The sequence below is a fragment of the Pseudomonas sp. GW822-FHT04C11 genome, assembly GCF_058800905.1.
Window position 1 is genome coordinate 568,915 of sequence record NZ_JBXAMS010000001.1, and the last position, 26,420, is coordinate 595,334.

Annotated in this window: 25 protein-coding genes; 15 read left to right on the forward strand and 10 right to left on the reverse strand. The window is 58.8% G+C overall.

Going from position 1 to position 26,420, the window contains the following annotated elements; genetic code table 11:
- Positions 1-621: 621 nt before the first annotated feature.
- The 5 genes from AC1RJ3_RS02575 to dksA all read right to left on the reverse strand — a co-directional run bounded on the left by AC1RJ3_RS02575 (position 622) and on the right by dksA (position 6,772).
- Positions 622-2,055 (reverse strand): sigma-54-dependent transcriptional regulator, encoded by a 1,434-nt coding sequence (locus AC1RJ3_RS02575; protein WP_054595560.1) that lies wholly within the window; start codon positions 2,053-2,055, stop codon positions 622-624.
- 22 nt (positions 2,056-2,077) lie between these two features.
- Positions 2,078-5,032: a sensor histidine kinase gene (locus AC1RJ3_RS02580; RefSeq protein WP_162491270.1), complete on the reverse strand. Its 2,955-nt coding sequence runs from the start codon at positions 5,030-5,032 to the stop codon at positions 2,078-2,080.
- Complete coding sequence (locus AC1RJ3_RS02585; RefSeq protein WP_003176118.1) at positions 5,016-5,192, reverse strand: hypothetical protein; 177 nt, start codon at positions 5,190-5,192, stop codon at positions 5,016-5,018. Before AC1RJ3_RS02585 ends, AC1RJ3_RS02580 begins: the two co-directional genes overlap by 17 nt.
- 77 nt (positions 5,193-5,269) lie before the next feature.
- Positions 5,270-6,166 (reverse strand): tRNA glutamyl-Q(34) synthetase GluQRS, encoded by an 897-nt coding sequence (gene gluQRS, locus AC1RJ3_RS02590; RefSeq protein WP_347928871.1) that lies wholly within the window; start codon positions 6,164-6,166, stop codon positions 5,270-5,272.
- A 159-nt stretch (positions 6,167-6,325) separates the two neighbouring features.
- Positions 6,326-6,772: an RNA polymerase-binding protein DksA gene (gene dksA, locus AC1RJ3_RS02595; RefSeq protein WP_054595563.1), complete on the reverse strand. Its 447-nt coding sequence runs from the start codon at positions 6,770-6,772 to the stop codon at positions 6,326-6,328.
- 332 nt (positions 6,773-7,104) lie between these two features.
- Here dksA and AC1RJ3_RS02600 point away from each other — a divergent pair, with 332 nt between their 5' ends.
- Complete coding sequence (locus AC1RJ3_RS02600; RefSeq protein ID WP_054595564.1) at positions 7,105-8,277, forward strand: pyridoxal phosphate-dependent aminotransferase; 1,173 nt, start codon at positions 7,105-7,107, stop codon at positions 8,275-8,277.
- Entirely contained in the window at positions 8,277-8,990 is a 714-nt protein-coding gene (sfsA, locus tag AC1RJ3_RS02605) for a DNA/RNA nuclease SfsA (RefSeq protein ID WP_493077291.1), read from the forward strand. The genes AC1RJ3_RS02600 and sfsA overlap by 1 nt, the downstream gene beginning before the upstream one ends.
- Here sfsA and AC1RJ3_RS02610 read toward each other — a convergent pair.
- Positions 8,987-9,304, reverse strand: a complete 318-nt coding sequence (locus AC1RJ3_RS02610) for a Rieske (2Fe-2S) protein (protein WP_493077293.1) — start codon at positions 9,302-9,304, stop codon at positions 8,987-8,989. The genes sfsA and AC1RJ3_RS02610 overlap by 4 nt on opposite strands.
- Before the next feature lie 185 nt (positions 9,305-9,489).
- Between AC1RJ3_RS02610 and AC1RJ3_RS02615 the strand changes: the two genes are divergently transcribed.
- The 4 genes from AC1RJ3_RS02615 to AC1RJ3_RS02630 are packed head-to-tail and all read left to right on the forward strand — an operon-like array spanning position 9,490 to position 13,039.
- Complete coding sequence (locus tag AC1RJ3_RS02615) at positions 9,490-10,377, forward strand: heme/hemin ABC transporter substrate-binding protein (RefSeq protein ID WP_493077295.1); 888 nt, start codon at positions 9,490-9,492, stop codon at positions 10,375-10,377.
- Positions 10,378-10,427: 50 nt separating this feature from the next.
- Positions 10,428-11,411, forward strand: a complete 984-nt coding sequence (locus AC1RJ3_RS02620; RefSeq protein WP_173860012.1) for a FecCD family ABC transporter permease — start codon at positions 10,428-10,430, stop codon at positions 11,409-11,411.
- Positions 11,411-12,178 (forward strand): heme ABC transporter ATP-binding protein, encoded by a 768-nt coding sequence (locus AC1RJ3_RS02625; protein ID WP_054595569.1) that lies wholly within the window; start codon positions 11,411-11,413, stop codon positions 12,176-12,178. Before AC1RJ3_RS02620 ends, AC1RJ3_RS02625 begins: the two co-directional genes overlap by 1 nt.
- 9 nt (positions 12,179-12,187) lie before the next feature.
- Positions 12,188-13,039 (forward strand): ChaN family lipoprotein, encoded by an 852-nt coding sequence (locus AC1RJ3_RS02630; protein WP_347928874.1) that lies wholly within the window; start codon positions 12,188-12,190, stop codon positions 13,037-13,039.
- A gap of 255 nt (positions 13,040-13,294) precedes the next feature.
- Here the strand turns inward: AC1RJ3_RS02630 and AC1RJ3_RS02635 are convergent, their stop codons facing one another.
- From AC1RJ3_RS02635 to AC1RJ3_RS02645, 3 genes are all read right to left on the reverse strand, one after another.
- Complete coding sequence (locus tag AC1RJ3_RS02635) at positions 13,295-13,567, reverse strand: TfoX/Sxy family protein (RefSeq protein WP_019691679.1); 273 nt, start codon at positions 13,565-13,567, stop codon at positions 13,295-13,297.
- Positions 13,568-13,791: 224 nt separating this feature from the next.
- Entirely contained in the window at positions 13,792-14,136 is a 345-nt protein-coding gene (locus AC1RJ3_RS02640) for a pentapeptide repeat-containing protein (RefSeq protein WP_054595571.1), read from the reverse strand.
- A 90-nt stretch (positions 14,137-14,226) separates the two neighbouring features.
- Positions 14,227-15,783: a bifunctional aminoglycoside phosphotransferase/ATP-binding protein gene (locus tag AC1RJ3_RS02645; protein WP_347928875.1), complete on the reverse strand. Its 1,557-nt coding sequence runs from the start codon at positions 15,781-15,783 to the stop codon at positions 14,227-14,229.
- A 117-nt stretch (positions 15,784-15,900) separates the two neighbouring features.
- Between AC1RJ3_RS02645 and mrcB the strand changes: the two genes are divergently transcribed.
- Genes mrcB through AC1RJ3_RS02660 form a run of 3 tightly spaced genes read left to right on the forward strand, consistent with a single transcriptional unit; the run spans position 15,901 to position 19,335 of the window.
- The gene (gene mrcB / locus AC1RJ3_RS02650) at positions 15,901-18,225 is read left to right on the forward strand and encodes a penicillin-binding protein 1B (RefSeq protein WP_103320101.1); all 2,325 of its coding nucleotides are present in this window, start codon (positions 15,901-15,903) and stop codon (positions 18,223-18,225) included.
- Between the two features lie 16 nt (positions 18,226-18,241).
- On the forward strand, positions 18,242-19,000 hold the full coding sequence (locus AC1RJ3_RS02655; protein ID WP_054595574.1) for a tetratricopeptide repeat protein: 759 nt from the start codon (positions 18,242-18,244) through the stop codon (positions 18,998-19,000).
- Entirely contained in the window at positions 19,000-19,335 is a 336-nt protein-coding gene (locus AC1RJ3_RS02660) for a YqcC family protein (RefSeq protein WP_347928876.1), read from the forward strand. The genes AC1RJ3_RS02655 and AC1RJ3_RS02660 overlap by 1 nt, the downstream gene beginning before the upstream one ends.
- Before the next feature lie 22 nt (positions 19,336-19,357).
- Here AC1RJ3_RS02660 and AC1RJ3_RS02665 read toward each other — a convergent pair whose 3' ends face one another.
- Positions 19,358-19,780 (reverse strand): DUF4124 domain-containing protein, encoded by a 423-nt coding sequence (locus AC1RJ3_RS02665; RefSeq protein WP_347928877.1) that lies wholly within the window; start codon positions 19,778-19,780, stop codon positions 19,358-19,360.
- Positions 19,781-20,179: 399 nt separating this feature from the next.
- Here AC1RJ3_RS02665 and AC1RJ3_RS02670 point away from each other — a divergent pair, with 399 nt between their 5' ends.
- The 6 genes from AC1RJ3_RS02670 to msrQ all read left to right on the forward strand — a co-directional run bounded on the left by AC1RJ3_RS02670 (position 20,180) and on the right by msrQ (position 26,162).
- Positions 20,180-21,904: an acetolactate synthase 3 large subunit gene (locus AC1RJ3_RS02670; RefSeq protein WP_054598234.1), complete on the forward strand. Its 1,725-nt coding sequence runs from the start codon at positions 20,180-20,182 to the stop codon at positions 21,902-21,904.
- Positions 21,905-21,906: 2 nt separating this feature from the next.
- The gene (ilvN, locus tag AC1RJ3_RS02675; protein ID WP_003205610.1) at positions 21,907-22,398 is read left to right on the forward strand and encodes an acetolactate synthase small subunit; all 492 of its coding nucleotides are present in this window, start codon (positions 21,907-21,909) and stop codon (positions 22,396-22,398) included.
- A gap of 48 nt (positions 22,399-22,446) precedes the next feature.
- Positions 22,447-23,463 carry a ketol-acid reductoisomerase gene (gene ilvC, locus AC1RJ3_RS02680; protein ID WP_003185459.1) on the forward strand — a complete coding sequence of 339 codons (1,017 nt, stop codon included), beginning with the start codon at positions 22,447-22,449 and terminating at the stop codon, positions 23,461-23,463.
- Between the two features lie 144 nt (positions 23,464-23,607).
- Positions 23,608-24,465 (forward strand): CDP-diacylglycerol--serine O-phosphatidyltransferase, encoded by an 858-nt coding sequence (gene pssA / locus AC1RJ3_RS02685; protein ID WP_054595577.1) that lies wholly within the window; start codon positions 23,608-23,610, stop codon positions 24,463-24,465.
- Positions 24,466-24,528: 63 nt separating this feature from the next.
- Positions 24,529-25,542: a protein-methionine-sulfoxide reductase catalytic subunit MsrP gene (msrP, locus tag AC1RJ3_RS02690; RefSeq protein ID WP_103320095.1), complete on the forward strand. Its 1,014-nt coding sequence runs from the start codon at positions 24,529-24,531 to the stop codon at positions 25,540-25,542.
- Positions 25,542-26,162: a protein-methionine-sulfoxide reductase heme-binding subunit MsrQ gene (msrQ, locus tag AC1RJ3_RS02695; RefSeq protein ID WP_054595579.1), complete on the forward strand. Its 621-nt coding sequence runs from the start codon at positions 25,542-25,544 to the stop codon at positions 26,160-26,162. Before msrP ends, msrQ begins: the two co-directional genes overlap by 1 nt.
- The last annotated feature ends 258 nt before the right edge of the window (positions 26,163-26,420 follow it).

Here is a 26,420-nt window from a genome sequence, read left to right on the forward strand (position 1 = left end):
AACGCAGCCTCGCGGGCTCGGCAGCTGCTACAAGCCGCGTTGGCCAAACGCCAGAAACTACAAGGGGAGCCGAAGCTCCCCAAGAAGTAGTTGCATGCTCTATTTTTATTTTTGGTTTCGGGCTTCTTGTTTTTGTGTCGCGCCCTTGTCATGAAGGTTTCCTTCATGACCCTCCCAATCGGGAGCCAAGAGCAAACGGATTGCTTTGGTCGCTGTGCTGCAGTGATCTGTGCGATCCAACCAGTTCAGGCTCTGCCTTAGGGCAGTTTTTGTTGTTCTCGGCCTGGTTGCGGGGCAAGCCCCAAATACAACGCCTCTCCAAAAGAATCAGTTAGCTACGCCTCTCGCCGTCTTGTTTTTGTTGTGCGTGAGTCGATTCGTCTTATTTTTATTGTCTTGTGCATTGCTTGTTATTGTTCTTGTACCAAACATATAGCAGGTGCCGTGCCAACTTTTGCGAGCCCCAGTAAAACAAGGGGTTAGGTGCCTGGGTCGCCTTTTTCAGGGCCAAAAAAAACCGGGGCTTCGTTACCGTAAGCCCCGGCTTCTGTTACGAGAAAAAGCTGCGGTAACAGTTTTTTCACATTGTCATGTGTTACTCGCACACTCGACAGGTGACGTTCAGCTTTCGCTGGTCGCGCCGGTCTTGCGTCGTGGGATACCCAGGCGCTGACGACGCTCCCACAGGCATTTGCGGCTGACGCCGAGTTTGCGAGCCAATTCGGTTTCGGTCATGTGATCCTGGTGTTCGAGGACGAAGTGCTGGAAGTAGTCTTCCAGTGACAGGTCTTCGGTGGGCTCGTGGCTGGTGTTGCCGGTGCTGCCCTGTTGCGGTGCCAGGCCGATGAACTCGTCATCTTCAAGATCGCTGAGCTCGATATCGATGCCCAGCAACTCGGCAGAAATCTCCGGGCTCTCACACAGGATGACGGCACGCTCGACAGCGTTTTCCAGTTCACGCACGTTGCCCGGCCAGGAGTAATGACGAATTGCCTGTTCGGCGTCCGGAGCGAATTTCAGGTCGGTGCGATTCACGCGCGCGCTCTGGCGGGCGAGGAAAGCATTGGCGATTTCGTTGACGTCCGCGCCACGCTCACGCAGGGCCGGCAGTTTCAGGGCGATAACGTGGAGACGGTAATACAGGTCTTCACGGAACTGGCCGATCTTGGCCAGGCTCTTCAGGTCACGGTGAGTCGCAGCGATCAGGCGTACGTCGACCTTCTGCGATTGCACCGAGCCCACGCGGCGGATTTCACCTTCCTGGAGCACGCGCAGCAGGCGCGCCTGGGCTTCAAGTGGCAGTTCGCCGATTTCATCAAGGAACAAAGTGCCGCCGTCGGCGGCTTCAACCAGGCCCGCGCGCCCGGCGCTGGCGCCGGTAAACGCGCCTTTCTCGTGGCCGAACAGCTCGGACTCGATCAGGCTTTCCGGGATGGCTGCGCAGTTCACCGAAATCATCGGCGCCTTGGCGCGTTTGGACAGGTTGTGCAGGGCGCGGGCGACCAGCTCTTTACCGGTGCCTGATTCGCCCTGAATCAATACATTGGAATCGGTGGGAGCCACTTTACGGATTTTGCCGTACAGATCCTGCATCGGTGGGCACGAGCCGATGATGCCGATTTCGCCATTGCTGTTATCGACAGCGGACTTCGCCGAGCCGCTGGCTTTGCCGACCGCAGGTTCGCCCACGGAGCTTTGCGCCGATTGCCGGTCACGCAGGATGCGTGCGACGGCCTGGAGCATCTCGTCATGGTCGAAAGGCTTGGCGATGTAGTCCACCGCGCCCATCTTCATTGAGTCGACTGCCGAGCGCAGGCTGGCGTAGCTCGTCATGATCAGCACCGGCTTGCCCTGGCCCAGCTTGATCAGCTCGGTGCCCGGTGCGCCAGGCAGGCGCAGGTCACTGACAATCAGGTCGAACGTGGGAATGCTGAAGCGTTCTTGTGCTTCCTGCACTGAACCGGCTTCGCTGACCTGGTACTGGTTACGTTCCAGCAGGCGGCGCAAGGCGGAGCGGATAATTGTTTCGTCTTCGACGATCAAAATGTGCGGCATTGATTCGATACTCTCGACGGTCTCAGTTCACAGCGGACGTCGCTTCGACATGACGCGGTAAGGTCACCCGGATACGGGTGCCGCGTTGGCTTTGTGTGTCAGCCGGGCTGTCGATGGTGATTTGTCCATAATGCTCTTCAACGATGGAATAGACCAGTGCAAGGCCCAGACCGGTGCCTTCGCCAGGATCCTTGGTGGTGAAGAAGGGTTCGAACAATCGGTCCATGATGCTCGACGGGATACCACTGCCCTCGTCTTCCACGATCAGGTCGATCGTGTGTTCGTTGGCTTCACTTTTTACTCGAACCGCACTGCCGGCCGGCGATGCGTCGCGGGCGTTGGACAGCAGGTTGATCAATACCTGGGCGAGCCGTTGCGGATCGCCATCGACCCAATGCTCGGGATCGCACAGGTTAAAGAACTGCACTTCGAAGTTGCGGCGGTTCAGCGCCAGCAGACCAATGGCATCCTGGGCCACCTCGGCCAGACAGACCGGTTCGTCATTGTGCTGATGGCTGCCGGCGTGGGCGAAGCTCATCAGCGACTGAACGATGCGTGACACGCGTTTGGTCTGTTCGAGGATTTGCCCGCTGATTTCCTTCAGTTCGCTGTCTTCTTCGCGCTCTTCGCGCAGGTTCTGCGCCAGACACGCGATGCCGGTGATCGGGTTGCCAATTTCATGGGCCACGCCGGCCGCCAGTCGACCGATACTCGCCAAACGTTCGGAGTGCACCAGTTTGTCTTCGAGCATCTGGGTTTCAGTCAGGTCTTCGACCAGCAATACCAGACCGCTGTTACCGGGCGCGAGCGGTTCGTCGATCGCCGCTTTGTGCAGGTTCAGCCAGCGCGTCTGACCGTCCAGAGCCAGGTGCTGTTTGTGCAAATGCTCGTCGGGAAGATTGATGAAGCCTTGCAACAGTTCTTTCCACGGCTCGCCGAGGGTGCCCAGGCGTGAACCGACCACGCGTTGCGCGGCGATCCCGGTCAACTCCTCCATGGCCTTGTTCCACATGAGGATTTCCTGATCCTTGGCCAGCGAGCAAACACCCATCGGCAACTCTTGCAAGGTCTGGCGGTGATAGCGGCGCAGGGCATCGAGTTCGGCGGCAAGGCCGGTGAGGCGCGAGTGATAGTCCTCGAGGCGGCTTTCGATGAAGTGAATGTCTTCGGTGACGTAGTTTTCGCCGCCAGCCTTGTACGGCAGGAAGGTTTCGACCATGTCTTGCGCAACGCTCGGGCCCATCAGGCCGGAGAGGTTGGCTTCGATTCGGTCACGCAGGCGGCGCAAGGCATATGGGCGACGCTCGTCGAACGGCAGATAAAGGTCGCGCAGGGCCTGTTCGACTTCTTTCTGCGCGGCTTTGGCGCCCAACGGTTTGGCCAGTTGGGTGGCGAACTCCTGGGGTGAGGCGGCGTGCAGTTCGCGGCGTTGCGGGCGACGCACGTTGTCTACGGCACAGGCTTCAGCGGCGCTGGCTTCTTCGGTACTGGCGTTGGTGAACAGCGAGATCAGCGTGAACATCAGCACGTTGGCCGCCAGCGACGCGATCGCCGCCATGTGCCAACTGGTGTCGTCGAGCACGTAGATCATGTTCAGCAACGGGATATAGAAGCCCTGCAGGTTGCCGACCAGCGGCAACAGCATAGTCACCAGCCAGACCAGAATCCCCGCCAGCAACCCGGCGATGAAGCCGCGACGGTTGGCGGTCGGCCAATACAGGACGGACAGTACGCCGGGCAAAAACTGCAGGGTGGCAACGAATGCGACGATGCCCAGGTTGGCCAGGTCCTGCTCGGCGCCCAGCAGCAGATAGAAACCATAACCGGCCATGATGATCGCGACGATCAAGGCGCGGCGGGTCCATTTCAGCCAACGGTAGATGTTGCCTTCGGCAGGCGGCTGATACAGCGGCAGCACCAGGTGGTTCAGGGCCATCCCGGACAGCGCCAGGGTGGTGACGATGATCAGGCCGCTGGCAGCTGACAAACCACCGACGTAGGCCAGCAGTGCCAGCGCCTTGCTGTTGGCGGCGATGCCAACGCCGAGGGTGAAGTATTCCGGGTTGGTGGTGGCGCCAAGTTTGAGGCCAGCCCAGAGAATCAGCGGTACGGCCAGGCTCATCAGCAGGAGAAACAGCGGCAAGCCCCAACTCGCACTGACCAGCGAGCGCGGGTTGAGGTTTTCGGTGAAGGTCATGTGGTACATGTGCGGCATCACGATCGCCGAGGCGAAGAACACCAGCAGCAGCGTGCGCCATGGGCCTTCTTGCAGCGGCGTGTGCAGGGCGGCGAGGGCGGTCTGGTTTTGCAGCAACCAGACTTCCAGCTGTTGCGGACCGTCGAACACGCCGTACAAGGCGTAGAGGCCAACGCCGCCAATGGCGATCAGCTTGATCACCGATTCAAAGGCAATCGCGAACACCAGGCCTTCGTGTTTCTCCCGGGTCGCTATATGCCGCGAGCCGAAGAAGATCGTGAACAGGGTGATCAGCGCACAAAAACTCAGGGCGACCCGATGCTGCACCGGCTCACGGGTGAGGATGCCAATCGAATCGGCGACCGCCTGAATCTGCAACGCAAGCAACGGCAGCACGCCGATCAGCATGAAGATGGTGGTCAGCGCGCCGGCCCAGGTGCTGCGGAAACGAAACGCAAACAGGTCGGCCAGGGAGGAAAGTTGATAGGTTCGGGTGATCTTCAGAATCGGGTAGAGCAACACCGGCGCCAGCAGAAACGCCCCGGAAACGCCGAGGTAACTGGACAGGAAGCCATAACCGTATTGATAGGCCAGGCCGACCGTGCCGTAGAACGCCCAGGCGCTGGCGTAGACACCCAATGACAAGGTGTAGGTCAGCGGGTGGCGAATGATCGCTCGCGGGATCATTCCGCGTTCACTGATCCAGGCAACACCAAACAGCACTGCCAGGTAGGCGGCACTGATCAGGATCATCTGGGTCAGGCTAAAGCTCATCGGCATCTTTTTGGCTCTGCAGGATGAAGGTCACGACGATCAGAATCAGCCACAGCAGATACGGGCGATACCAGGCGCCAGTGGCGTCGATCCACCAGTCCATGATGGCTGGGGAGAACAGATAGATCCCCACTACCAGGAGTAGGACCAAGCGATAGATGTACATCCCGGCCTCTCTTTATTGTGCGCGTGCCCGAAAACGTGCGGCGATGGTAACGGATGGGCGCCAACCTGCAAGCTTAGTCAGCGTAATTGCGCTTCGGGTAGTGTCAGTGTGCGCGGGATTAACGCCGCATCCCAGTGCCTGATGCCCCAGTTCAGCACTTCCCTGGGGCTGGCGTTATCGAGTTCGTGGCCAGGCTTTTGTCCCAGTGCGCGTAGGGCGCGCAGCAACAGGGGCGTGGCCTGATCCTCGGTCAACGGCGGCGAGCGGTAGGACTTGCCGAGCTTGTTGCCGTCCGGCTGGGTAATCAGCGGCAGATGCAGATAGCGCGGTTGCGGTAGGCCGAGCAGTTCTTGCAGGTACAGCTGGCGCGGGGTGGAATCGAGCAAGTCGGCACCGCGGACAATATCGGTGATGCCTTGCCAGGCGTCGTCGAGCACCACTGCCAGTTGATAGGCGTAGAGCCCGTCGCGTCGACGGATGACGAAGTCGCCGACCTCACGGCCCAGGTGCTGGCGGTATTCGCCTTGCACGCGGTCGGTGAAGTGATATTCCAGTTCCGGGACGCGCAAGCGGATTGCGGCGTCTTCGCTGGCATGACCGGCGTTGCGGCACAGACCTGGATAAATCCCGTGATAAGGCGCCAGTTTTTTCCGCGAGCAGGTGCAGGCGTAGGCCAGACCATGGTTGAACAGTTGATTCAACACCTGCGCGTAGGCGTCGTGGCGGTCGCTCTGGCGAACCATTTCGCCGTCCCATTCGAAACCGTAGCTTTCCAGTGCCTTGAGGATCGCCGCTTGGGCGCCGGGTTCCTCCCGAGGCGGGTCGAGGTCTTCCATGCGCAACAGCCAGCGGCCGCCAACCGAGCGGGCGTCAAGGTACGAGGCCAATGCCGCGACCAGCGAGCCGAAGTGCAGGTGCCCGCTGGGGGTGGGAGCGAAGCGCCCGATGTAGGCGGGGGATTTGATGGCAGTCATGGGCGCGATGTTACGTTGTCTGGTTCTGTAGGAGCACGGCTTGCCGGCGATGGCGCCCTTGAAATTGCCATCGCGAGCAAGCTTTGCTCCCTCGGACGTTCAGGCACCAGAAACAAAAACGGAGCGTTCGCACGCTCCGTTCTTCGTTCAAGCGGCCACTTACTTGCCGACTTGCTTTTCCTTGATCTCTGCAAGGGTCTTGCAGTCGACGCACATGTCAGCGGTAGGGCGTGCTTCCAGGCGTTTGACGCCAATCTCGACGCCGCAAGACTCGCACCAGCCGTATTCTTCGTCTTCGATCAGTTGCAGGGTCTTGTCGATTTTCTTGATCAGCTTGCGCTCGCGGTCGCGGGCACGCAGTTCGAGGCTGAATTCTTCTTCCTGACTGGCACGGTCGGCCGGGTCGGGGAAGTTCGCCGCTTCGTCCTTCATGTGATCAACAGTGCGGTCGACTTCCTGCATCAAGTCCTGTTTCCACTTCTGCAGGATCTTGGTGAAGTGTTTGCGCATGGGCTCGCCCATGTACTCCTCGCCCTTGCTTTCAATATAGGGTTCGAAGCCGCTGATCTTTGGCTCAGTGCTTTGCTGCTTTGCTTGGGTGGGCATGAAATGGACCGCCTCTACTCTTGTAATCCATTGCGCAGGATTGCTCCATCACCGACACCTGCCGGCCCTGCGGCTGCAAGCGGGCGAACTTACCAGATCAAATCGGAGCGCGCTACTCCTGGATGTCGAGGCTGCGGTCCGTAAGGCTTGCAAATGTTTGCAAAGCCTTGTCTGGCGGGTCTGGAGGCCTGATCAGATATTGATTTTAGTCAATCCTGAGGCTTATGTATCAGCTCTTTTACGGGTGAACTTCCGGTTGTGACCGCTTTAGGTTCTCGCTCGTTCCCGGGCTTGGGTAGAATCAATTCTTTTCCCCCGTTGAAGGAAGGCTAATGGCTCAGCCCTACAGTGCGCGCAGCCGCGCTATCGAACCTTTCCATGTCATGGCATTGCTGGCGCGCGCCAATGAATTGCAAGCGGCCGGGCACGACGTGATTCACCTGGAAATCGGCGAACCGGATTTCACCACTGCCGAGCCGATCATCAAGGCCGGCCAGGCGGCGCTGACGGCGGGGAAAACCCGTTACACCGCGGCTCGTGGCATTCCAGAGCTGCGTGAAGCCATTTCGGGCTTTTATGAACAACGTTACGGCTTGAACATCGACCCGCAGCGCATCCTGATCACGCCGGGTGGTTCTGGCGCGTTACTGCTGGCCAGCGCCTTGCTGGTCGATCCCGGTAAACACTGGCTGCTGGCCGACCCGGGTTACCCGTGCAACCGGCATTTCCTGCGGCTGGTGGAAGGTGCGGCGCAACTGGTGCCGGTCGGCCCGGACGTGCGCTATCAGCTGACGCCAGGTCTGGTCGAGCGTTACTGGGACCACGACAGCGTTGGCGCACTGGTCGCTTCACCGGCCAACCCGACCGGAACCATCCTGACCCGCGATGAGCTGGCCGGGCTGTCTGCGGCAATCAAAGAGCGCCACGGCCATTTGGTGGTGGACGAGATCTATCACGGCCTGACCTACGGCACCGACGCTGCCAGTGTGCTGGAAGTCGATGACAGCGCTTTTGTGCTGAACAGTTTCTCCAAGTATTTCGGCATGACCGGCTGGCGCCTTGGTTGGCTGGTCGCCCCGGAGGCTGCGGTCGGCGAGTTGGAAAAACTCGCGCAGAACCTTTATATCAGCGCGCCGAGCATGGCCCAGCACGCAGCACTGGCCTGCTTCGAGCCGGACACCATCAGCATTCTCGAAGAGCGCCGGGCCGAGTTCGGGCGCCGACGTGACTTCCTGTTGCCAGCCTTGCGCGAGTTGGGTTTCGGGATCGCCGTGGAGCCGGAAGGCGCCTTCTATCTGTATGCCGACATCAGTGCCTTTGGCGGTGATGCGTTTGCCTTCTGCCGGCACTTTCTGGAAACCGAACATGTTGCCTTCACCCCGGGCCTGGATTTTGGTCGGTATCAGGCCGGTCATCACGTGCGGTTCGCCTACACCCAGAGCCTGCCACGCTTGCAGGAAGCGGTTCAGCGGATTGCCCGTGGCCTGCGGAGCTGGCAAGGCTGATGCATTTCAATCCTCCTCTGGAAGAAGGTCGGCTGATTCGTCGCTACAAGCGTTTTCTCGCCGATATCGAAACCGTTAGCGGCGAGTTGCTGACTATTCACTGCCCAAACACCGGGTCGATGTTCAACTGCATGGTCGAAGGCGGGCAGGTCTGGTTCAGCCGCTCCAGCGATCCGAAACGCAAGTTGCCCGGCACCTGGGAAATCAGTGAAACCCCGCAAGGGCGGCTGGCCTGCGTGAACACCGCGCGGGCCAATACCTTGATTGAAGAAGCGCTACGTGGCGGTTTGATCAGCGAGCTCAATGGCTTTACCGGGCTCAAGCGTGAAGTGCCGTATGGTCAGGAAAACAGCCGCATCGATTTCCGCCTCGATTACCCGAGCGGCCCGGCCTTCGTCGAAGTCAAAAGCGTCACGCTGGGCTTCGATGGCTCAGCGGTTGCGGCGTTTCCGGACGCAGTGACTCAGCGCGGTGCCAAGCACTTGCGCGAGCTGGCGTGCCTGGCGCGGGACGGTATTCGTGCGGTGCAGTTGTATTGCGTCAATCTGACCGGCATTGACTCGGTGCGCCCGGCCGAGGAGATCGATCCGGGTTACGCGGCCGCTTTGCGTGAGGCGAAAGCGGCCGGGGTTGAAGTGTTGGCGTACGGTGTGAGCCTGACCTCGAATGAAGTGCGCGTTGACCGTCGACTGGAGGTGTTGCTCGACGCCTAAAGTTGAACCCAGATTCCCTGCCTGTCTTCGCGGCATGCCAGGGCACTGAGGGACTGCCCGGCACAGGGCCCGGCCACGCATTCACCGCTTTCGATCAGAAACAATGCACCGTGAGTGGCGCACTGGATCAGGCTGGCGCTGGGGTCGAGAAACTGGTCCGGCTGCCATTCCAGGCCGACACCGCGATGCGGGCAGCGATTTTCGTACACGTAGACCCGGCCTTCACGGCGTACGGCAAACAACTTCTGGCCATCGATCTCGAAACCACGGCTGCCGGCATCGACCAGCTCGGCGCTGGAGCAAAGAAACTTCATGACTATCCTCAAGTGCCAAAGGCTCTGGCCTCTGGCGGTGATGCGTGCGCGCTCACTGGTTAGCAAATGTGTCTGCGCTTGACGTGCAAATGCAAACAATTATCAAATGGGTGTTTCGCCCGTGGCGGCTGCGTAGCTGACGACGCCTTGATCCTGCGGGAAAACTCCACAAAGGAAACCCTGTTATGCGCCTGAGTACCAGCGCTATTGCGCTCTGTGTCGGACTTTTGGTCAATCATGGGGCTCAAGCGACCGAATTGCCGCAACGCTGGGTCAGTGCCGGCGGGGCTTTGTCGGAGTGGGTGAGTGCGTTGGGCGGCGAGTCGAAACTGGTCGGTGTTGACAGCACCAGCCAGCATCCCGAATCGCTCAAGGCCTTGCCGAGTATCGGTTATCAGCGGCAATTGTCGGCAGAGGGCATCCTGAGTTTGCGCCCGCAGCTTCTCATTGGCACCGAAGAAATGGGCCCACCGCCAGTGTTGTCGCAGATTCGCGGTGCCGGGGTGCAGGTTGAGTTGTTCTCTGCACAACCTGACTTGCCAACTCTGCAAGGCAACTTGCAGCACCTGGGTAAATTGCTCGGTAGCGAGCCGCAGGCCACGGCGTTGTTCCAGAGTTATCAACAGCAACTTGAGCAGCAGAAAGTCTGGGTCAGCCAGGCTCAGGCCAAACAAAAAGCGCCGGGCGTGTTGCTGTTGCTGGGGCACGCTGGCGGCAAGCCGCTGATCGCCGGTAAGGACACCGCAGCCGATTGGCTGTTGCAACAGGCGGGTGGGCATAACCTGGCGACCCATACCGGTTACAAGCCTTTTTCCGTTGAGTCCCTCGCGGGCCTGACGCCAGACGTGCTGGTGTTTGCCGACCGGGCGCTGACCGGTAACGCCGCGCGTGCCGCGTTGTTCAAGGAAAACCCGATTCTTGCGTCGACGCCGGCGGCCAAGGCCGGACGGGTGTTCGAGCTGGACCCGACGCTGTTGGTTGGCGGCTTGGGGCCGCGCTTGCCGGAAAGCCTGGTAAAGCTGTCCGCCGGGTTCTATCCCGCTGAATCGGCCAAGGCAACCATCGCCCCATGAGTACTCTGGTCAAACCTCGTTCGTTGTTCATCGGGCTGAGCTTGCTGTGTTTGTTGGCGATCTGGTTGTCATTGGCCCTGGGCCCGGTCAGCTTGCCGCTGCTCGATACGTTGCGCGCCGCAATGCGGATGATCGGTCTACCGGTTCCTGCCGAGGGATTGGAGCAGGCTGAACTGATCCTCGGGCAGATTCGCTTGCCGCGTACTTTGCTCGGTCTGGCGGTGGGCGGGGTGCTGGCGTTGTCTGGCGTGGCGATGCAGGGTTTGTTCCGCAATCCGCTGGCCGATCCGGGGTTGGTCGGCGTTTCAAGTGGTGCAGCCTTGGGCGCGGCGATTGCGATTGTCGGCGGCTCGCTGTTTGGCGGCTTGCCTGAGGCGATCGGTCCTTACCTGTTATCGCTGTGTGCGTTTCTGGGTGGGCTCGGGGTGACGGCGCTGGTTTACCGTCTTGGTCGGCGTAACGGCCAGACCAACGTGGCAACCATGTTGCTGGCAGGCATCGCTCTGACGGCGCTGGCCAGTTCGGCGGTGGGTTTGTTCACCTATCTGGCGGACGACGCGACCTTGCGTACGCTGACCTTCTGGAACCTGGGCAGCCTGAATGGCGCCAGCTATGCGCGACTCTGGCCATTGTTGTTGGTGAGCGCTGCGGTAGCGCTGTGGTTGCCGCGCCGGGCCAAGGCGTTGAATGCGTTGTTGCTCGGTGAGTCCGAGGCCAGTCATTTGGGGATCAACGTCGAAGGGCTCAAGCGCGAGCTGGTGTTCTGCACCGCGCTGGGCGTCGGTGCCGCTGTTGCGGCGGCAGGGATGATCGGTTTTGTCGGGCTGGTGGTGCCGCATCTGGTGCGACTGTTGGCGGGACCCGATCATCGCGTGTTATTGCCGGCCTCAGTCCTGGCAGGCGCCAGCCTGTTGTTGTTTGCCGATCTGGTGGCGCGCTTGGCGTTGGCCCCGGCTGAATTGCCGATTGGCATCGTTACGGCGTTTATCGGCGCACCGTTCTTTCTATATTTGCTGCTACGAGGTCGCGCCTGATGCTGCGAGTGGAAAACCTGCAGATCTGCCGCGGCAAGAAAATCGTCCTGGCCGATATCGATCTTGAACTCAAGCCGGGCGAAGTCCTCGGAGTGCTGGGCCCCAACGGCGCGGGCAAAAGTACCTTGCTCGGCGCGTTATGCGGCGAGTTACGTCCTGATCATGGTCGTGTCTGGCTCGATCAGCGCGAGCTAAGCCAATGGGATGGTGCACAACGGGCGCAACGCCTGGCGGTATTGCCTCAGACCTCGACCCTGGATTTTGCGTTCCGCGTCGAGGAAGTGGTCGGCATGGGCCGTTTGCCGCATCAAACAGGCCGGGTGCGCGATGACGAGATTGTCGCTGCTGCCTTGCAGGCTGCCGATGTCGGGCATTTGAGTGGCCGCAGCTACCTCGCCCTGTCCGGCGGTGAGCGCCAGCGTGTGCACCTGGCGCGGGTGCTGGCGCAGCTTTGGCCGGGGGAGGCTGGGCAAACCTTGCTGCTCGACGAGCCGACGTCGATGCTCGATCCGCTGCATCAGCACACCACCTTGCAGGCGATTCGGGAATTTGCTGATCGCGGAGCGGCGGTGCTGGTGATTCTGCATGACCTGAATCTGGCGGCGCGTTACTGTGATCGCATTCTGTTGCTCGAAAGTGGCCGTCCGCATGCATTGGACACACCGCAGCAGGTGCTGCGGCCGGAGCCGCTCAAAGCCGTGTTCGGGCTGGATGTGTTGGTGCAGCCGCACCCGGAGCGCGGGCATCCACTGATCATCGCCCGTTGAGGTGAGCTCATGCGTGGGATATTGATTCTGGCGCTGTTGTTACTGGTGTCATGCCAAAACATGGCACCCAGTGCCGTGGATCAACCGGCTGGGGTGATTCGCGATCTGCATAGCGGTCAGCGTCTGAGCGCGCAAGCGCTGGTCGAGCGGTTGGCCGGGGCGCCACGGCTGATCGTTGGCGAGCAGCATGACAATCCTGATCATCATCACGCACAGCTGTGGTTATTGCAGGCACTGTCCCAGCGCCGGACTCAGGGCAGCGTGCTGCTGGAAATGCTGACGCCGGACCAGCAGGCACGTGTCGATGAAATCCATGCGTTGGACACCGCTCGCTGGCCCGCCGATTTGCCGGCGGCGTTGGCCTGGCAATCGGGTTGGGACTGGAATCTGTATGGGCCGATTGTGCGCTTTGCCCTGGCTCAGCCCTATCCGTTATTGGCGGCGAATCTGGACTCGACTGACGTTCGGCGTATGTACAAGCAAGCGCCGGCCGTAAGCGGAACCCGGTCGAATGCGCCAGCGGTCAGGAATGAGCTGCTGGCGCAAATCCGTGAGTCTCATTGCGGGTTGTTACCCGAAAGCCGGATGCCGGCCATGCTGGCGGTTCAGCAACAACGTGATCGGCAAATGGCCGAACAACTGCTGGCAGCGCCCGCGCCGGCATTGTTGTTTGCCGGCGCTTATCACGCGCGGCTGGACATTGGCGTACCGTTGCATGTGCAGGATCTTGGTGAGCATTCGGCGCCCGTGGTGGTGATGCTGGCGGAGAAGGGAGCTGTGGTCTCGTCGGCATCGGCGGATTACGTCTGGTACACGGCCGCCCGACCCGTTCAGGACTATTGCGCGCAAATGCGTCAGTAACAAGCAGTCGGCATATCTCGCGAAGCACTTTTCGACAGGCAAAAAAAGACCCGGCAAGAGCCGGGTCAAATAACCGTGATTAGCCTGATGAGGAGATAATCTGAGAGTCCGAACCAATGGTCTTTCAGAAGATCAGCTGATCTCGCGATCAGTTGCGATAATCATAACGATTCTCATTTCTAAGTCAATCGCTGTTTTCCGAGTTCTTTGCTCTTTTGCTAAACACTTGTTTGGATCGCCTGTAAATGCTGGGCTTTAGACCTTGTGACGTGACGAAATGGCTTCAAGCTGTTTATTGAGTGCTTCCTTGCGATCAGCGGGGATATCGTTCCAGTGCACATCCATCAGCGCCCCCTCAATCGCATACAACAACACCTTCGAGGCGCGAAACCCGCGAGTGCGTACCGCACGATAAGCATCTACCGCGCCCAGGCGGCGCAAGTCCGAGGCGCTGTGGATGCCCACGGCATGCAGCCATTGCGCCGATGTCTTGCCAAGGTTTTTCAGGTGTTGCAGTTCATCATTCATCAAGCCTCCTTGCGACAGCCGAAGAGTGCGTGGGCAAGCCTCACAGGAGTGTAGCGGTCAGTAGGAAAAGCGTGGTTGTTTGGTCAGTTTGAACGCAAAAGCTTCTAAGGCGTTCTACCAGATAGTTCTGGAAAGGGCGGTAGCGGCGGCAGGAAAGGACTTGGGAGATCAGGCATGCAGTCCGGCGCGCAGCAGGGGCACCGGACTTCAGGTGACGGCAGGTGTTAGCGGGTGCGGTAGCGCAGGCGAGTGCCGAAATTCATCGACATGAGAATTTCGTCAGCGCTCAGCTCGGAGGGAAAGTAAGCGCCAGAGATTTGTGCGTGGGCCAGGCTCGCGCCTTCGAGGGAGGCATCACGAAAATCAATGCCGCGCAGGTCGGCAGAGCGGAAATAGGCATCGCTGAAATCAATACCTTCGGCGTTCAGCTCGCGCAGGTCGAGGCCACGAAAGTCGCCGCCCACCATATCGATAGGCCCGGACTTGGGCCTTTCGCGATTGAAGCCTTCGATGTCGTCTTTGTGCAGCAGGGCATATAGCGGGGTGTCGAGAAGTTTCGGCTGGCTCATGGTGTCACCTGTTGGTTTTATGACGCCAGTATAGTGCCACTATTTTGCAGGCGTGAAGCCGGTTAGGGCTTCGCGCCTGAATTTAGTTTCTTACAGCCCCGGCAGACGCTGACGAATTTGCGCGACCACGGTGTCGAGGGTCCCGCTTTCATTGGTCTGAACGCGTTTGCTGCAGAGAATCTCTGCCGGAGTCAGCGGCTCGCGGCTGGCTTGTTGAGCTGCGATAACAGCCAGATTGGCGTCAGATGGATCGTTTTTGTCTGCTTGACGCTGTGCGAGCCAGCTCTCGATCACGGCTTGTGGTGCGTTGCAATCGAGGATCAGGAATGGCGCGCCGGTCGCTTCGGCGATTTTTGCCGCGTTATCGCGTTGTTCACGCTTGAGGTAAGTCGCGTCAATGACCACCGGGAAACCGGCGCGCAGAATCACGCCAGCGATTTCATGCAGGCGGGAATAGGTGCTGGCACTGGCGTCGGCGCTGTAGATACCGGCTTGCAGGTCGTTCGGTACGTGCTGTTCGCCGAACAGGCGCTTGCGCTCGACGTCGGAGCGCAGGCGAATCGCGCCCAGTGCTTCTACCAGGCGCATGGCTACGTGGCTTTTACCTACGGCAGAAACACCGTGGGTGATCGCCATGAAGCGCGATGGAATGGTGCTGTAACTTTCCGCCAGGTTGGCGTAGTTGCGGTACTGGCGCAGGGTGGTGGCGCGCTGCACCGGATCGGCCTCGGCGGGCATGCTGAACAGGGCGACCTTGGCGCGAACCAGTGCGCGGTAGGCTTTATAGAAGTTCAGCAGCTCAAGGCCCTGATAGTCGCCGGTCAGCTCCAGGTATTGGCTCATGAAGCGCCGAGCCAGGCTTTTCAGGCCACGGTCTTCAAGGTCCATCGCCAGGAAACCGGTGTCGGCATAGACGTCGGTGAAGCGGAACGGCTCGTTGAATTCGATGCAGTCGAAAATCACCACGTTGCCGTCGATCACGGTGACGTTGCCCAAATGGATATCACCGTGGCATTCGCGGATGAAACCTTCGGCCTTACGTTGTACCAGCAGTGGTTTCAGGCGTTCGAAACTGCTTTCGGCCCAGGCTTGCAGGGCGTCGAGTTGCAGCAGGTCGGCTTTTTCGCTGAGGAACGGGCGGATTTGTTCGAAGTTCTGCCGCACCGGTGCCATGACGCTTTCAGGCGTGCCGGCTTCATGAGCTGCCGGAACCTTCGGGGTGCTCAGGTGGAACCGGGCGATCTGGGTGGCCATCTCGTCGATGTGCGCAGTCGTCAGTTCGCCATTGGCCTGCAGGTTACTGAGCAACTGGCTTTGCGGGAACTGGCGCATTTTCAGCGCGTAATCGAGCACTGGACCGGTGCCGCCCAATTGCGGCGCTTCAATGCTGCCGGTGATCGGCAGCACTTCAAGGTACAAATCGTTGGTCAGACGCTGGTTAAGGCGCAGTTCTTCGCTGCAGAAATGTTCGCGTGACTCGAGACTGGTGAAGTCGAGGAAGCCGAAATTGACCGGCTTCTTCACTTTATAAGCATAGGGGCCAGTGAGCAGCACCCATGAGATGTGCGTCTCGATGACCTGGAATCCCTCTACAGGATGCGGGTAGAGGGCCGGGTTTTGCAGGGCAGCGATCAAGGACTGGCTCACAGGTGATCCTTCAGAGTCTGGAAAAATTCAAGGGCAACATTATGGCGGCTAGCCGGGTTAACGCAAACCTCGCTGGGCTCATGTTGATCGGGAATAAAGTGCGTATAATCCGCCGCCATGACTCGTACCCGATCCCCTCGTACCCCTAAAAAACCTCCTTCTAGCGGCCTGCGCCCCTGGTTAGGCTGGGCGCTCAAGCTCAGTCTGGTCGGCCTCGTAGTGCTGGCAGGCTTCGCGGTTTACCTTGATGCCGTGGTCCAGGAGAAGTTCTCCGGCAAGCGCTGGACCATTCCGGCCAAGGTTTATGCGCGCCCGCTCGAACTGTTCGTCGGACAGAAACTGAGCAAGGATGACTTTCTCACCGAGCTCGATGCCTTGGGTTATCGCCGCGAAAGTGTGGCCAATGGACCTGGCGCGGCATCGGTCAACGGCAATACCGTCGATTTGAACACCCGTGGGTTCCAGTTCTATGAGGGCCTGGAGCAGGCTCAACCGGTACGTGTGCGCTTCTCGGGCGATTACGTCGCCGAGCTGTCGTCGACCAACGGTTCAAAACTGTCGGTGGTGCGCCTCGAGCCGCTGTTGATCGGTGGCCTTTACCCGAAAAACCTCGAAGACCGCATCCTGATCAAGATCGATCAAGTGCCACCGTATCTGCTCGATACGCTGGTGGCGGTGGAAGACCGTGACTTCTATCACCACTTCGGTGTGTCGCCAAAATCGATCATGCGGGCCGTTTGGGTCAACACATCGGCCGGGCAAATGCGTCAGGGCGGTAGTACGTTGACGCAGCAACTGGTCAAGAACTTCTACCTGACCAACGAGCGCAGCCTGAGCCGTAAGCTGACCGAAGCGATGATGGCGATGCTGCTTGAGTTGCACTACAAAAAGCCGGACATTCTTGAGGCTTACCTCAATGAAGTGTTCATCGGTCAGGACGGTCAGCGCGCCGTGCACGGTTTTGGTCTGGCCAGTCAGTTCTTCTTCAGCCAGCCGCTGTCCGAACTCAAGTTGCATCAAGTCGCGTTGCTGGTAGGTATGGTCAAAGGGCCGTCCTATTACAACCCGCGTCGCTACCCGGAGCGCGCGCTTGAGCGACGCAATCTGGTACTCGATCTGCTGGAACAGCAAGGTGTCGCTACTGCCGAGCAAGTCGCTGCGGCGAAGAAGATGCCGCTGGGCGTGACCAAGCGCGGCAGCCTGGCCGACAGTTCGTTCCCGGGCTTCCTCGATCTGGTCAAGCGTCAACTGCGCGAAGACTACCGCGACGAAGACTTGACCGAAGAAGGTCTGCGGATTTTCACCAGTTTCGACCCGATCCTGCAGATGAAGGCCGAAGCCTCGGTCAACGATACCTTCAAGCGCCTTGCCGGCCGCAAAGGTTCGGATGATGTTGAAGCGGCGATGGTCGTGACCAATCCTGAAACCGGTGAAGTCCAGGCGATGATCGGTAGTCGCCAGGCCAGCTTCGCCGGCTTCAACCGGGCGCTGGATGCCGTGCGGCCAATCGGTTCCCTGATCAAGCCGGCGGTATACCTGACCGCGCTTGAAAAGCCGAGCCAGTACACCTTGACCAGTTGGCTGTCCGATGAGTCCTTCTCGGTCAAAGGCGCAGATGGTCAGGTCTGGAAACCGCAGAACTATGATCGTCGCTCCCACGGTACGGTTTTCCTGTACCAGGGGCTGGCGCACTCCTACAACCTGTCGACTGCGCGTCTGGGCTTGGAAGTCGGTGTGCCGAACGTCCTGAAAACCCTTGGGCGTCTGGGCATCACTCGCGAGTTTCCGGCCTTCCCGTCGATGTTGCTGGGAGCGGGTGGCATGACGCCGATTGAAGTGGCAACCATGTACCAGACGCTGGCCAACGGTGGTTTCAACACGCCGATGCGCGGGATTCGCAGCGTACTGACCGCCGAAGGTCAGCCGCTCAAGCGTTATCCGTTCCAGATTCAGCAGCGTTTCGATCCGGCTTCCATCTACCTGATCCAAAGCGCCATGCAGCGCGTGATGCGTGAAGGTACCGGTAGCTCGGTTTACAACGTGCTGCCCAAGACGCTGACGCTGGCGGGTAAAACCGGTACCAGTAACGACTCGCGAGACAGCTGGTTCGCCGGTTTCAGCCAGGATCTGCTGGCAGTGGTCTGGCTGGGGCGCGATGACAACGGCAAGACGCCGTTCACCGGTGCCACGGGCGCGCTGCAAGTCTGGACCAGTTTCATGCGCAAGGCCGACCCGTTGCCGCTGGATATGCCGCAGCCGGATAATATCGTTCAAGCCTGGGTCGATTCGCGCACCGGCCAGGGTTCTGAAGCCAGCTGCCCAGGCGCGGTGCAGATGCCGTATATTCGCGGCAGCGAACCGCCTCCTGGCGCTGCGTGCGGTGGTTCAGGCCCCGCGTCAGGCGAATCGGTGATGGATTGGGTCAAGGGCTGGATGAATTAAGCAAAGAGGGATTCAAGTGAACAAGTGGTTTATTCCAGCGGTTACGGTGACAGCCCTGGCTTTGCTCAGCGGTTGCTCCAATGTGCAGCACGGCTCGATTCCAGTGGTCGACTCCGGTACGGCCGTGTCCAACAGTGAGCGGATTTCTGCCAATGGCGGTTTCCGTAAAAGCACCGTGAAACGGCCGGCACAAGCCCAGACTCAGGCGATCCCGCAGGGTGACACTGGCGTGGTGGTAATGATCCCGGGCGGTGGCGCGACGACGTCGACGCCAATCAGCACGCAGCCGATCAGTCCTGGCCCGACCAGTTCCGGTCCGATTACTCCGGGGACGTATGACAGCGGACCGATGCAGTCGGCACCAATCAATCAGGGTAACTACAGCATGCCATCGACGCCGAGCGGGATTCCTCCTGCGAGCAGCGGCGGCGGTTTGTCTGCCGACGAGCAGCTTGACGGTCCGGTACTGGCCTTGCTGACCACCGCGCAGCAGCAACAGGCGAGCGGCGATCTCAATGGTGCGTCTTCCAGCCTCGAGCGTGCCCAGCGGGTTGCTCCGCGTGAGCCGCAAGTGCTTTATCGTCTGGCGCAGGTGCGCTTGGCCCAAGGTGATGCAGCGCAAGCCGAGCAGTTCGCTCGCCGAGGTTTGACGTTTGCCAATGGACGTCCGGATCTGCAGGCGAGCCTGTGGGAACTGATCGCCCAGGCGCGTGAGAAACAGGGCGACTCCGCTGGCGCGGCGCAGGCTCGTCAAAAGGCCAAGGTTTCGCTCTGATGGATGTCCGTTTTCCGAAGATCGCCGAACAGCTGCTGCTGATCGAGCGTGAGTTGCGTCTTCAGGGCTGGTGGGGCGAGGTCTCGCCAAGCGCTGAGGCGCTGGCCAGCGTCGAGCCATTTTCCGTCGATACGCTGGATTTCGAGCAGTGGCTGCAATGGATCTTCCTGCCGCGCATGAAGATCATCCTTGAGAACAACCTGCCGCTGCCGAACGCCTCGGGCATTCAGGAAATGGCCGAGATGGTCTTTGCTTCGCGTAATGTCCAGGGCAAGGATCAGCGGTTGCAAGCCTTGCTCAAAGAGTTCGATCAGCTCATCACGGCCTCCCGCTAAGCCGGAAACTGCCAGTGCCTAACTACTGGCAGTTATCCTTGATCTGTTTTTGTGTTTCGGTGATGCGTTCCTGACGCTGTTGGTCTGTCAGGCGACGCATCTCACCGTCGACTTCCTCACGTAACCTCGGATTGTTCTGCAGTTGAGCCAGGTTCGTTCGTGCCTGTTCGCAGAACGTCTTGAGCTGGGCTTGCTGCTCTGCGACCTGCTTTTTCACTGTGCTATCGATGGCCTGTTGATCGCCTGTCGCGCTGTTGCGCGGCGGGGTGGTCGGTTTGCCAGCGGGCAGGGCGGGTTTCACTACGGTGGTGGCTTCCTGCCCTTGAGGCGGCTGTGCATCGAAATGGGTAACGCCCTGGCCATCAATCCATGTGTAGATCGGACTGGCCATGCACAAAGGGCTCAGGCCAATCAGCAGACTGGCCGTGAAGATCAACGTTCGCATGCCGTTTCCTTGTCGTGGGTTGCGCAATTGAAGCTAACACACCTGCTGTTTATAGGTTTTTTCTTGCGTTCTCATGCGCTTAGTTCGAATAAAGCACATTGACGGCTTGACTTGCAGAGGGCGAAACAGAAGAATCCAAAGTCCGCTGTAGAGGGACTGCCAGAAGCAGGCCCGCTCGGCAGATCATGAGGCGCATATCCGCGCCGACCTGTTACACCCGCAACGCGTTACCTCGCGCTGGGTGGGAAAGCCCCGCAACACTTGGGACGATCCCAATACTTGCTCAGTCAGTGCTGACGTAGTCGGCGACCACCGTCGCTCATGCTCTGCCGAGAAGTAAACCTATTAAGACCCGTCCCCTTATGTGGGCGGTATTCTGGCGTTTTAGAGGTGAACAACGTGGAGCTTTTATCTGGCGGTGAGATGCTCGTCCGCTTTTTGCGTGACGAAGGCGTCAAATATATCTACGGGTACCCGGGTGGTGCTCTCCTTCATGTATACGATGCCCTGTTCAAAGAACCGGAAGTGACCCACATCCTGGTTCGTCACGAACAGGCTGCGACCCATATGGCTGACGGCTATGCCCGTGCTACCGGTAAAGCCGGCGTAGTACTGGTGACCTCCGGGCCGGGCGCAACCAACGCCATCACCGGTATTGCCACGGCCTACATGGACTCCATTCCGATGGTGATCATTTCCGGCCAGGTGCCTAGCACCATGGTAGGCACCGATGCGTTCCAGGAAACCGACATGATCGGTATCTCCCGGCCGATCGTGAAGCATAGCTTCATGATCAAGCACGCGTCGGAAATCCCGGAAGTCATGAAGAAAGCGTTCTACCTGGCGCAATCCGGTCGTCCCGGTCCTGTCGTTGTCGATATCCCGAAAGACATGACCAACCCGGCCGAAAAATTCGAATACGTCTTCCCGAAAAAAGCCAAGCTGCGTTCCTACAGCCCGGCGGTTCGTGGTCACTCCGGGCAAATCCGCAAGGCAGCAGAAATGCTTCTGGCGGCCAAGCGTCCCGTGCTGTACTCGGGCGGCGGCGTGATCCTTGGCGGTGGCTCCGCGCCGCTGACCGAACTGGCGCAAATGCTCAACTTGCCAGTGACCAACACCCTGATGGGCCTGGGTGGCTACCCTGGCACCGACCGTCAGTTCATCGGCATGCTCGGCATGCACGGTAGCTACACCGCCAACCTGGCCATGCACCATGCTGACGTGATTCTCGCTGTCGGCGCGCGTTTCGATGACCGCGTGATCAACGGCCCGGCCAAGTTCTGTCCGAACGCCAAGATCATTCACATCGACATCGATCCGGCTTCGATTTCCAAGACCATCAAGGCAGACGTGCCTATCGTTGGCCCGGTTGAGAGCGTCCTGACCGAAATGGTCGCGATCCTCAAGGAAATCGGCGAGACCCCGAACAAGGAGTCTGTTGCCAGCTGGTGGAAGCAAGTTGACGAGTGGCGTGGTGATCGTGGCCTGTTCCCGTATGAAAAGGGCGACGGTAGCGTTATCAAGCCGCAAACCGTGATCGAAACCCTCTGCGAAGTGACCAAGGGCGATGCCTTTGTGACCTCCGACGTGGGCCAACACCAAATGTTCGCGGCGCAGTACTACACGTTCAATAAGCCGAACCGCTGGATCAACTCCGGTGGCCTGGGCACCATGGGCTTCGGTTTCCCGGCGGCGATGGGCATCAAGTTGAGCTTCCCGGATGCCGACGTCGCCTGCGTGACGGGCGAGGGTAGTATCCAGATGAACATTCAGGAACTGTCCACCTGCCTGCAATACGGTTTGCCGGTAAAAATCGTCATCCTGAACAACGGTGTTCTGGGTATGGTTCGCCAGTGGCAGGACATGAGTTACGGCAGCCGTCACTCGCACTCCTACATGGAATCGCTGCCTGACTTCGTCAAGCTGGCAGAGGCCTATGGTCACGTCGGCGTGCGCATCACCGACTCGAAGGATTTGAAGTCGAAGATGGAGGAAGCGTTCGCCATGAAAGATCGCTTGGTGGTGCTCGATATTTCGGTCGACACCAGCGAGCACGTCTATCCGATGCAGATCAAAGACGGCTCCATGCGCGATATGTGGCTGAGCAAGACGGAGCGTACGTAATCATGCGGCATATTATTTCCTTGCTTCTGGAAAACGAACCGGGCGCTCTGTCTCGTGTAGTCGGCCTGTTCTCGCAGCGCAACTACAACATCGAGAGCCTGACCGTGGCACCTACCGAAGACCCGACCCTGTCGCGTCTGACGCTGACCACTGTTGGCCACGATGAAATCATCGAGCAGATCACCAAGAACCTGAACAAACTGATCGAAGTGGTCAAGCTGGTCGACCTGTCGGAAAGCGCTCACATCGAGCGCGAACTGATGCTGGTCAAGGTCAAGGCCACCGGCGCCCAGCGCGCCGAGATCAAACGCACTACCGATATTTATCGTGGACAGATCGTCGATGTCAGTGCCAGCGTGTATACCGTTCAATTGACCGGTACCAGCGATAAGCTCGACAGTTTCATTCAGTCGATCGGCACTGCCTCGATTCTGGAAACCGTACGCAGTGGCGTCACCGGGATTGCCCGTGGCGACAAAGTACTCAGCATCTAAACCAAATTAGCGAATGGCCTGAACGGCCTGGATATATAGGGGAAATTCATGAAAGTTTTCTACGATAAAGACTGTGACCTGTCGATCATCCAGGGCAAGAAAGTTGCCATCATCGGTTACGGTTCCCAGGGTCACGCTCAAGCGTGCAACCTGAAAGACTCCGGCGTTGACGTTACTGTCGGTCTGCGTAAAGGTTCGGCCACTGTTGCCAAAGCCGAAGCTCACGGCCTGAAAGTGACTGACGTTGCTTCTGCTGTTGCCGCTGCCGACCTGGTCATGATCCTGACCCCGGACGAGTTCCAGTCTGCCCTGTACAAGAATGAAATCGAGCCGAACATCAAGAAAGGCGCCACCCTGGCCTTCTCCCACGGCTTCGCGATCCACTACAACCAGGTTGTGCCGCGCGCTGACCTCGACGTGATCATGATCGCGCCGAAGGCTCCGGGCCACACCGTGCGTTCCGAGTTCGTAAAAGGCGGCGGTATCCCTGACCTGATCGCTATCTATCAGGACGCTTCCGGCAACGCCAAAAACGTAGCACTGTCCTACGCTGCCGGCGTTGGTGGTGGTCGTACCGGCATCATCGAAACTACCTTCAAGGACGAGACCGAAACCGACCTGTTCGGCGAACAAGCCGTTCTGTGCGGCGGTACCGTTGAACTGGTCAAAGCCGGTTTCGAAACCCTGGTTGAAGCTGGCTACGCGCCAGAAATGGCCTACTTCGAATGCCTGCACGAACTGAAGCTGATCGTTGACCTCATGTACGAAGGCGGTATCGCCAACATGAACTACTCGATCTCCAACAACGCCGAGTACGGCGAGTACGTTACCGGCCCTGAAGTCATCAACGCTGAATCCCGTCAGGCCATGCGTAATGCCCTGAAACGTATTCAGGACGGCGAATACGCCAAGATGTTCATCAGCGAAGGTGCTACCGGCTATCCTTCGATGACCGCCAAGCGTCGTAACAACGCTGCACACGGCATCGAGATCATCGGCGAGCAACTGCGCTCGATGATGCCGTGGATCGGCGCCAACAAAATCGTCGACAAAGCCAAAAACTAAGTCACGAGCTTGTACAGAAAACGCGGCTTAGGCCGCGTTTTTTCGTTTGAGTGGTCGGTTCTGGTATAAAGCTGCATCGTTTGCGGCCGAACCGTTGTCGCAGACACCTGTCGAAACTTTCCACACCGTTGCAAGGTAATGTCCATGAGCGAACGTCCCGAAGAGCCAAACCAGGCCTCTGACGCCGAAAGCCTGCTACCCATCGATGAGCATGTCGAAGAAGGGCATGACGCTGAAGGCCGTAAAGTCCGGCATCGTGGTATCTATCTTCTGCCGAATTTGTTCACCACTGCGAACCTGTTCGCAGGGTTCTACTCCATCATCAACTCGATGAGTGCCCAGAGCGCCTTGAGTGCCGGTGATGCTGCAAGCGCGAGCAAGTATTTTGCTTTCGCGGCGATTGCGATTTTCGTCGCCATGGTCCTCGACGGCCTTGATGGCCGGGTAGCGCGCATGACCAATACCCAAAGCGCCTTCGGTGCCGAGTACGACTCGCTGTCGGACATGGTTGCCTTCGGTGTTGCGCCGGCGTTGCTGGCATTCGGCTGGGCACTGGGGGATATGGGCAAGGTTGGCTGGATGGTTGCCTTCATCTATGTCGCAGGCGCGGCATTGCGTCTGGCGCGCTTCAATACCCAGGTCGGCACTGCAGACAAGCGCTACTTCATCGGTCTGGCCAGTCCGGCTGCGGCAGGTGTGGTTGCAGGTATTGTCTGGGCATTCAGCGATTACGGGATTCAGGGCTCCAAGATGTCCTTCCTGGTTGCTCTGATGGTTGCAGCCGCCGGGATGCTGATGGTCAGCAACATCAAGTACAACAGCTTCAAAGAGCTGGACCTGAAGGGGCGTGTACCTTTCGTAGCGATCCTGGCGGTGGTGCTGGTGTTTGCAGTAGTCTTCAGCGATCCGCCGCGCATTCTGCTGCTGGTTTTTCTCGCCTATGCAGCTTCTGGTCCGGTGCAGTACCTGTTGCATCTTCGTCGGCACAAAAACGCCGAGTGATGTAATTTCCCCCATACTCCGCAGTCTATTGGTGCATCTGTCCTCCAATTCTGCGGAGTTGCCATGTTATTCAAGTTTCCCAAGTCGTCCGACTCTCATGAGTCGGACGTCACGCCTGAGTCTCTCTATCTCTCTCGTCGCAGTGTGCTTGGTGGGGCGATCGCCGGTATGGCGGTCAGCGGCCTGCCACGATGGGCCAGCGCTGACAGCGCGGCTCGGTACGCGGATGTCGAGTCGGGCAAGGCGCCTTCCTGGTTTTCCGAAAAGCTCCCTGCAACCAAATGGGAGGCGGTGACCGTCAAGGATGAGGCGATCACGCCGTTCAAGGACGCGACTCACTACAACAACTTCTATGAGTTCGGTACCGACAAGGGCGATCCAGCGCAAAATGCTGGCGCACTGAAAACCGAGCCGTGGTCTGTGGTTGTCGATGGCGAGGTGGGTAAGCCAGGGCGTTATGCGCTGGAGGACTTCATGAAGCCGTATCAGTTGGAGGAGCGCATCTATCGTCTGCGCTGTGTAGAAGCCTGGTCGATGGTGATTCCCTGGATCGGTTTTCCCATCTCGGCGTTACTTCGCCAGGTCGAGCCGACATCCAAAGCAAAGTACATTCGTTTTGAAACCTTGCAGGACCCCAAGACCATGCCGGGGCAGCGTTCTGGTTTCGCCTTGATCGACTGGCCTTATGTAGAAGGGCTACGTCTGGACGAGGCGATGAATCCGTTGGCGATTCTTGCCGTCGGCATGTACGGCCGCGAGCTGCCCAATCAGAATGGCGCGCCTTTACGCTTGGTGGTGCCGTGGAAGTACGGGTTCAAGAGCGTCAAATCCATCGTACGTATCAGTCTGGTCAGCGAGCAACCGAAAACCACTTGGCAGAGCATTGCATCCGATGAGTATGGCTTTTACGCGAACGTGAACCCTACGGTTGATCACCCGCGTTGGACTCAGGCCAGGGAGCGGCGCCTACCGAGCGGGCTGTTCAAGCCTAATGTGCGTGAGACACAGATGTTCAATGGCTACGCAGATGAAGTCGCGTCTCTCTATACAGGCCTCGATCTGCGGAAGAATTACTGATGCGTTTTCCAGTGTGGCGCATTAGCGTCTTTATCGTTGCGGCGGTATGGCCATTACTCTGGCTGTATGAAGCCTGGAGTTTTGCCTTGGGGCCGGATCCCGGAAAAGTGCTGGTGGATCGGCTGGGGTTGGGGGCTCTGGTCCTGCTATTGGTCACCTTAAGCATGACGCCTGTACAAAAGCTGACAGGATGGGTTGGGTGGATTGCCATTCGGCGGCAGCTCGGGCTGTGGTGCTTCGCTTATGTTGTTCTGCATTTGAGTGGCTATCTGGTTTTCATTCTCGGTCTTGACTGGTCTCAGTTGGGGGTAGAGCTGCGCAAGCGGCCGTACATTATTGTCGGCAGTCTGGGATTTCTTGGTCTTCTGGCACTGGCGGTTACGTCCAATCGTTATAGTCAGCGACGATTGGGTGTCCGTTGGAAAAAGTTGCATCGCTTGGTCTATGTGATTCTTGGCCTTGGATTGCTGCATATGCTTTGGATAGTTCGGGCGGATCTAAAGGAGTGGGTAATCTATGCATCTATAGGCGCACTGCTATTAATGCTGCGAGCACCCTCTGTAATGCGCCGAATCCCTCGTTTAATGACCAGAAATGCGCCTTCTGCAACAAAAGCGTAATTAACCCTTGACGGCAGATTCTGGAAGTCTATAATTCGCCCCACTTCCGGCGCAGTCGAAACGGAAAACTCCTTGGTAAACAAAGAGTTACGCAGTTTTCGACAGCGGTTACGCTTCAGTTCATCGAGGCCTGAAGGAGTTGAAAGAGCGGTGTTGTTTGGCTCTTTTAACGGTTCGATCCTCTCGGTCGAAAGCGGAGAAAAAGAGGTGTTGACAGCAGCGAGTAACGCTGTAGAATTCGCCTCCCGCTAACGAGAG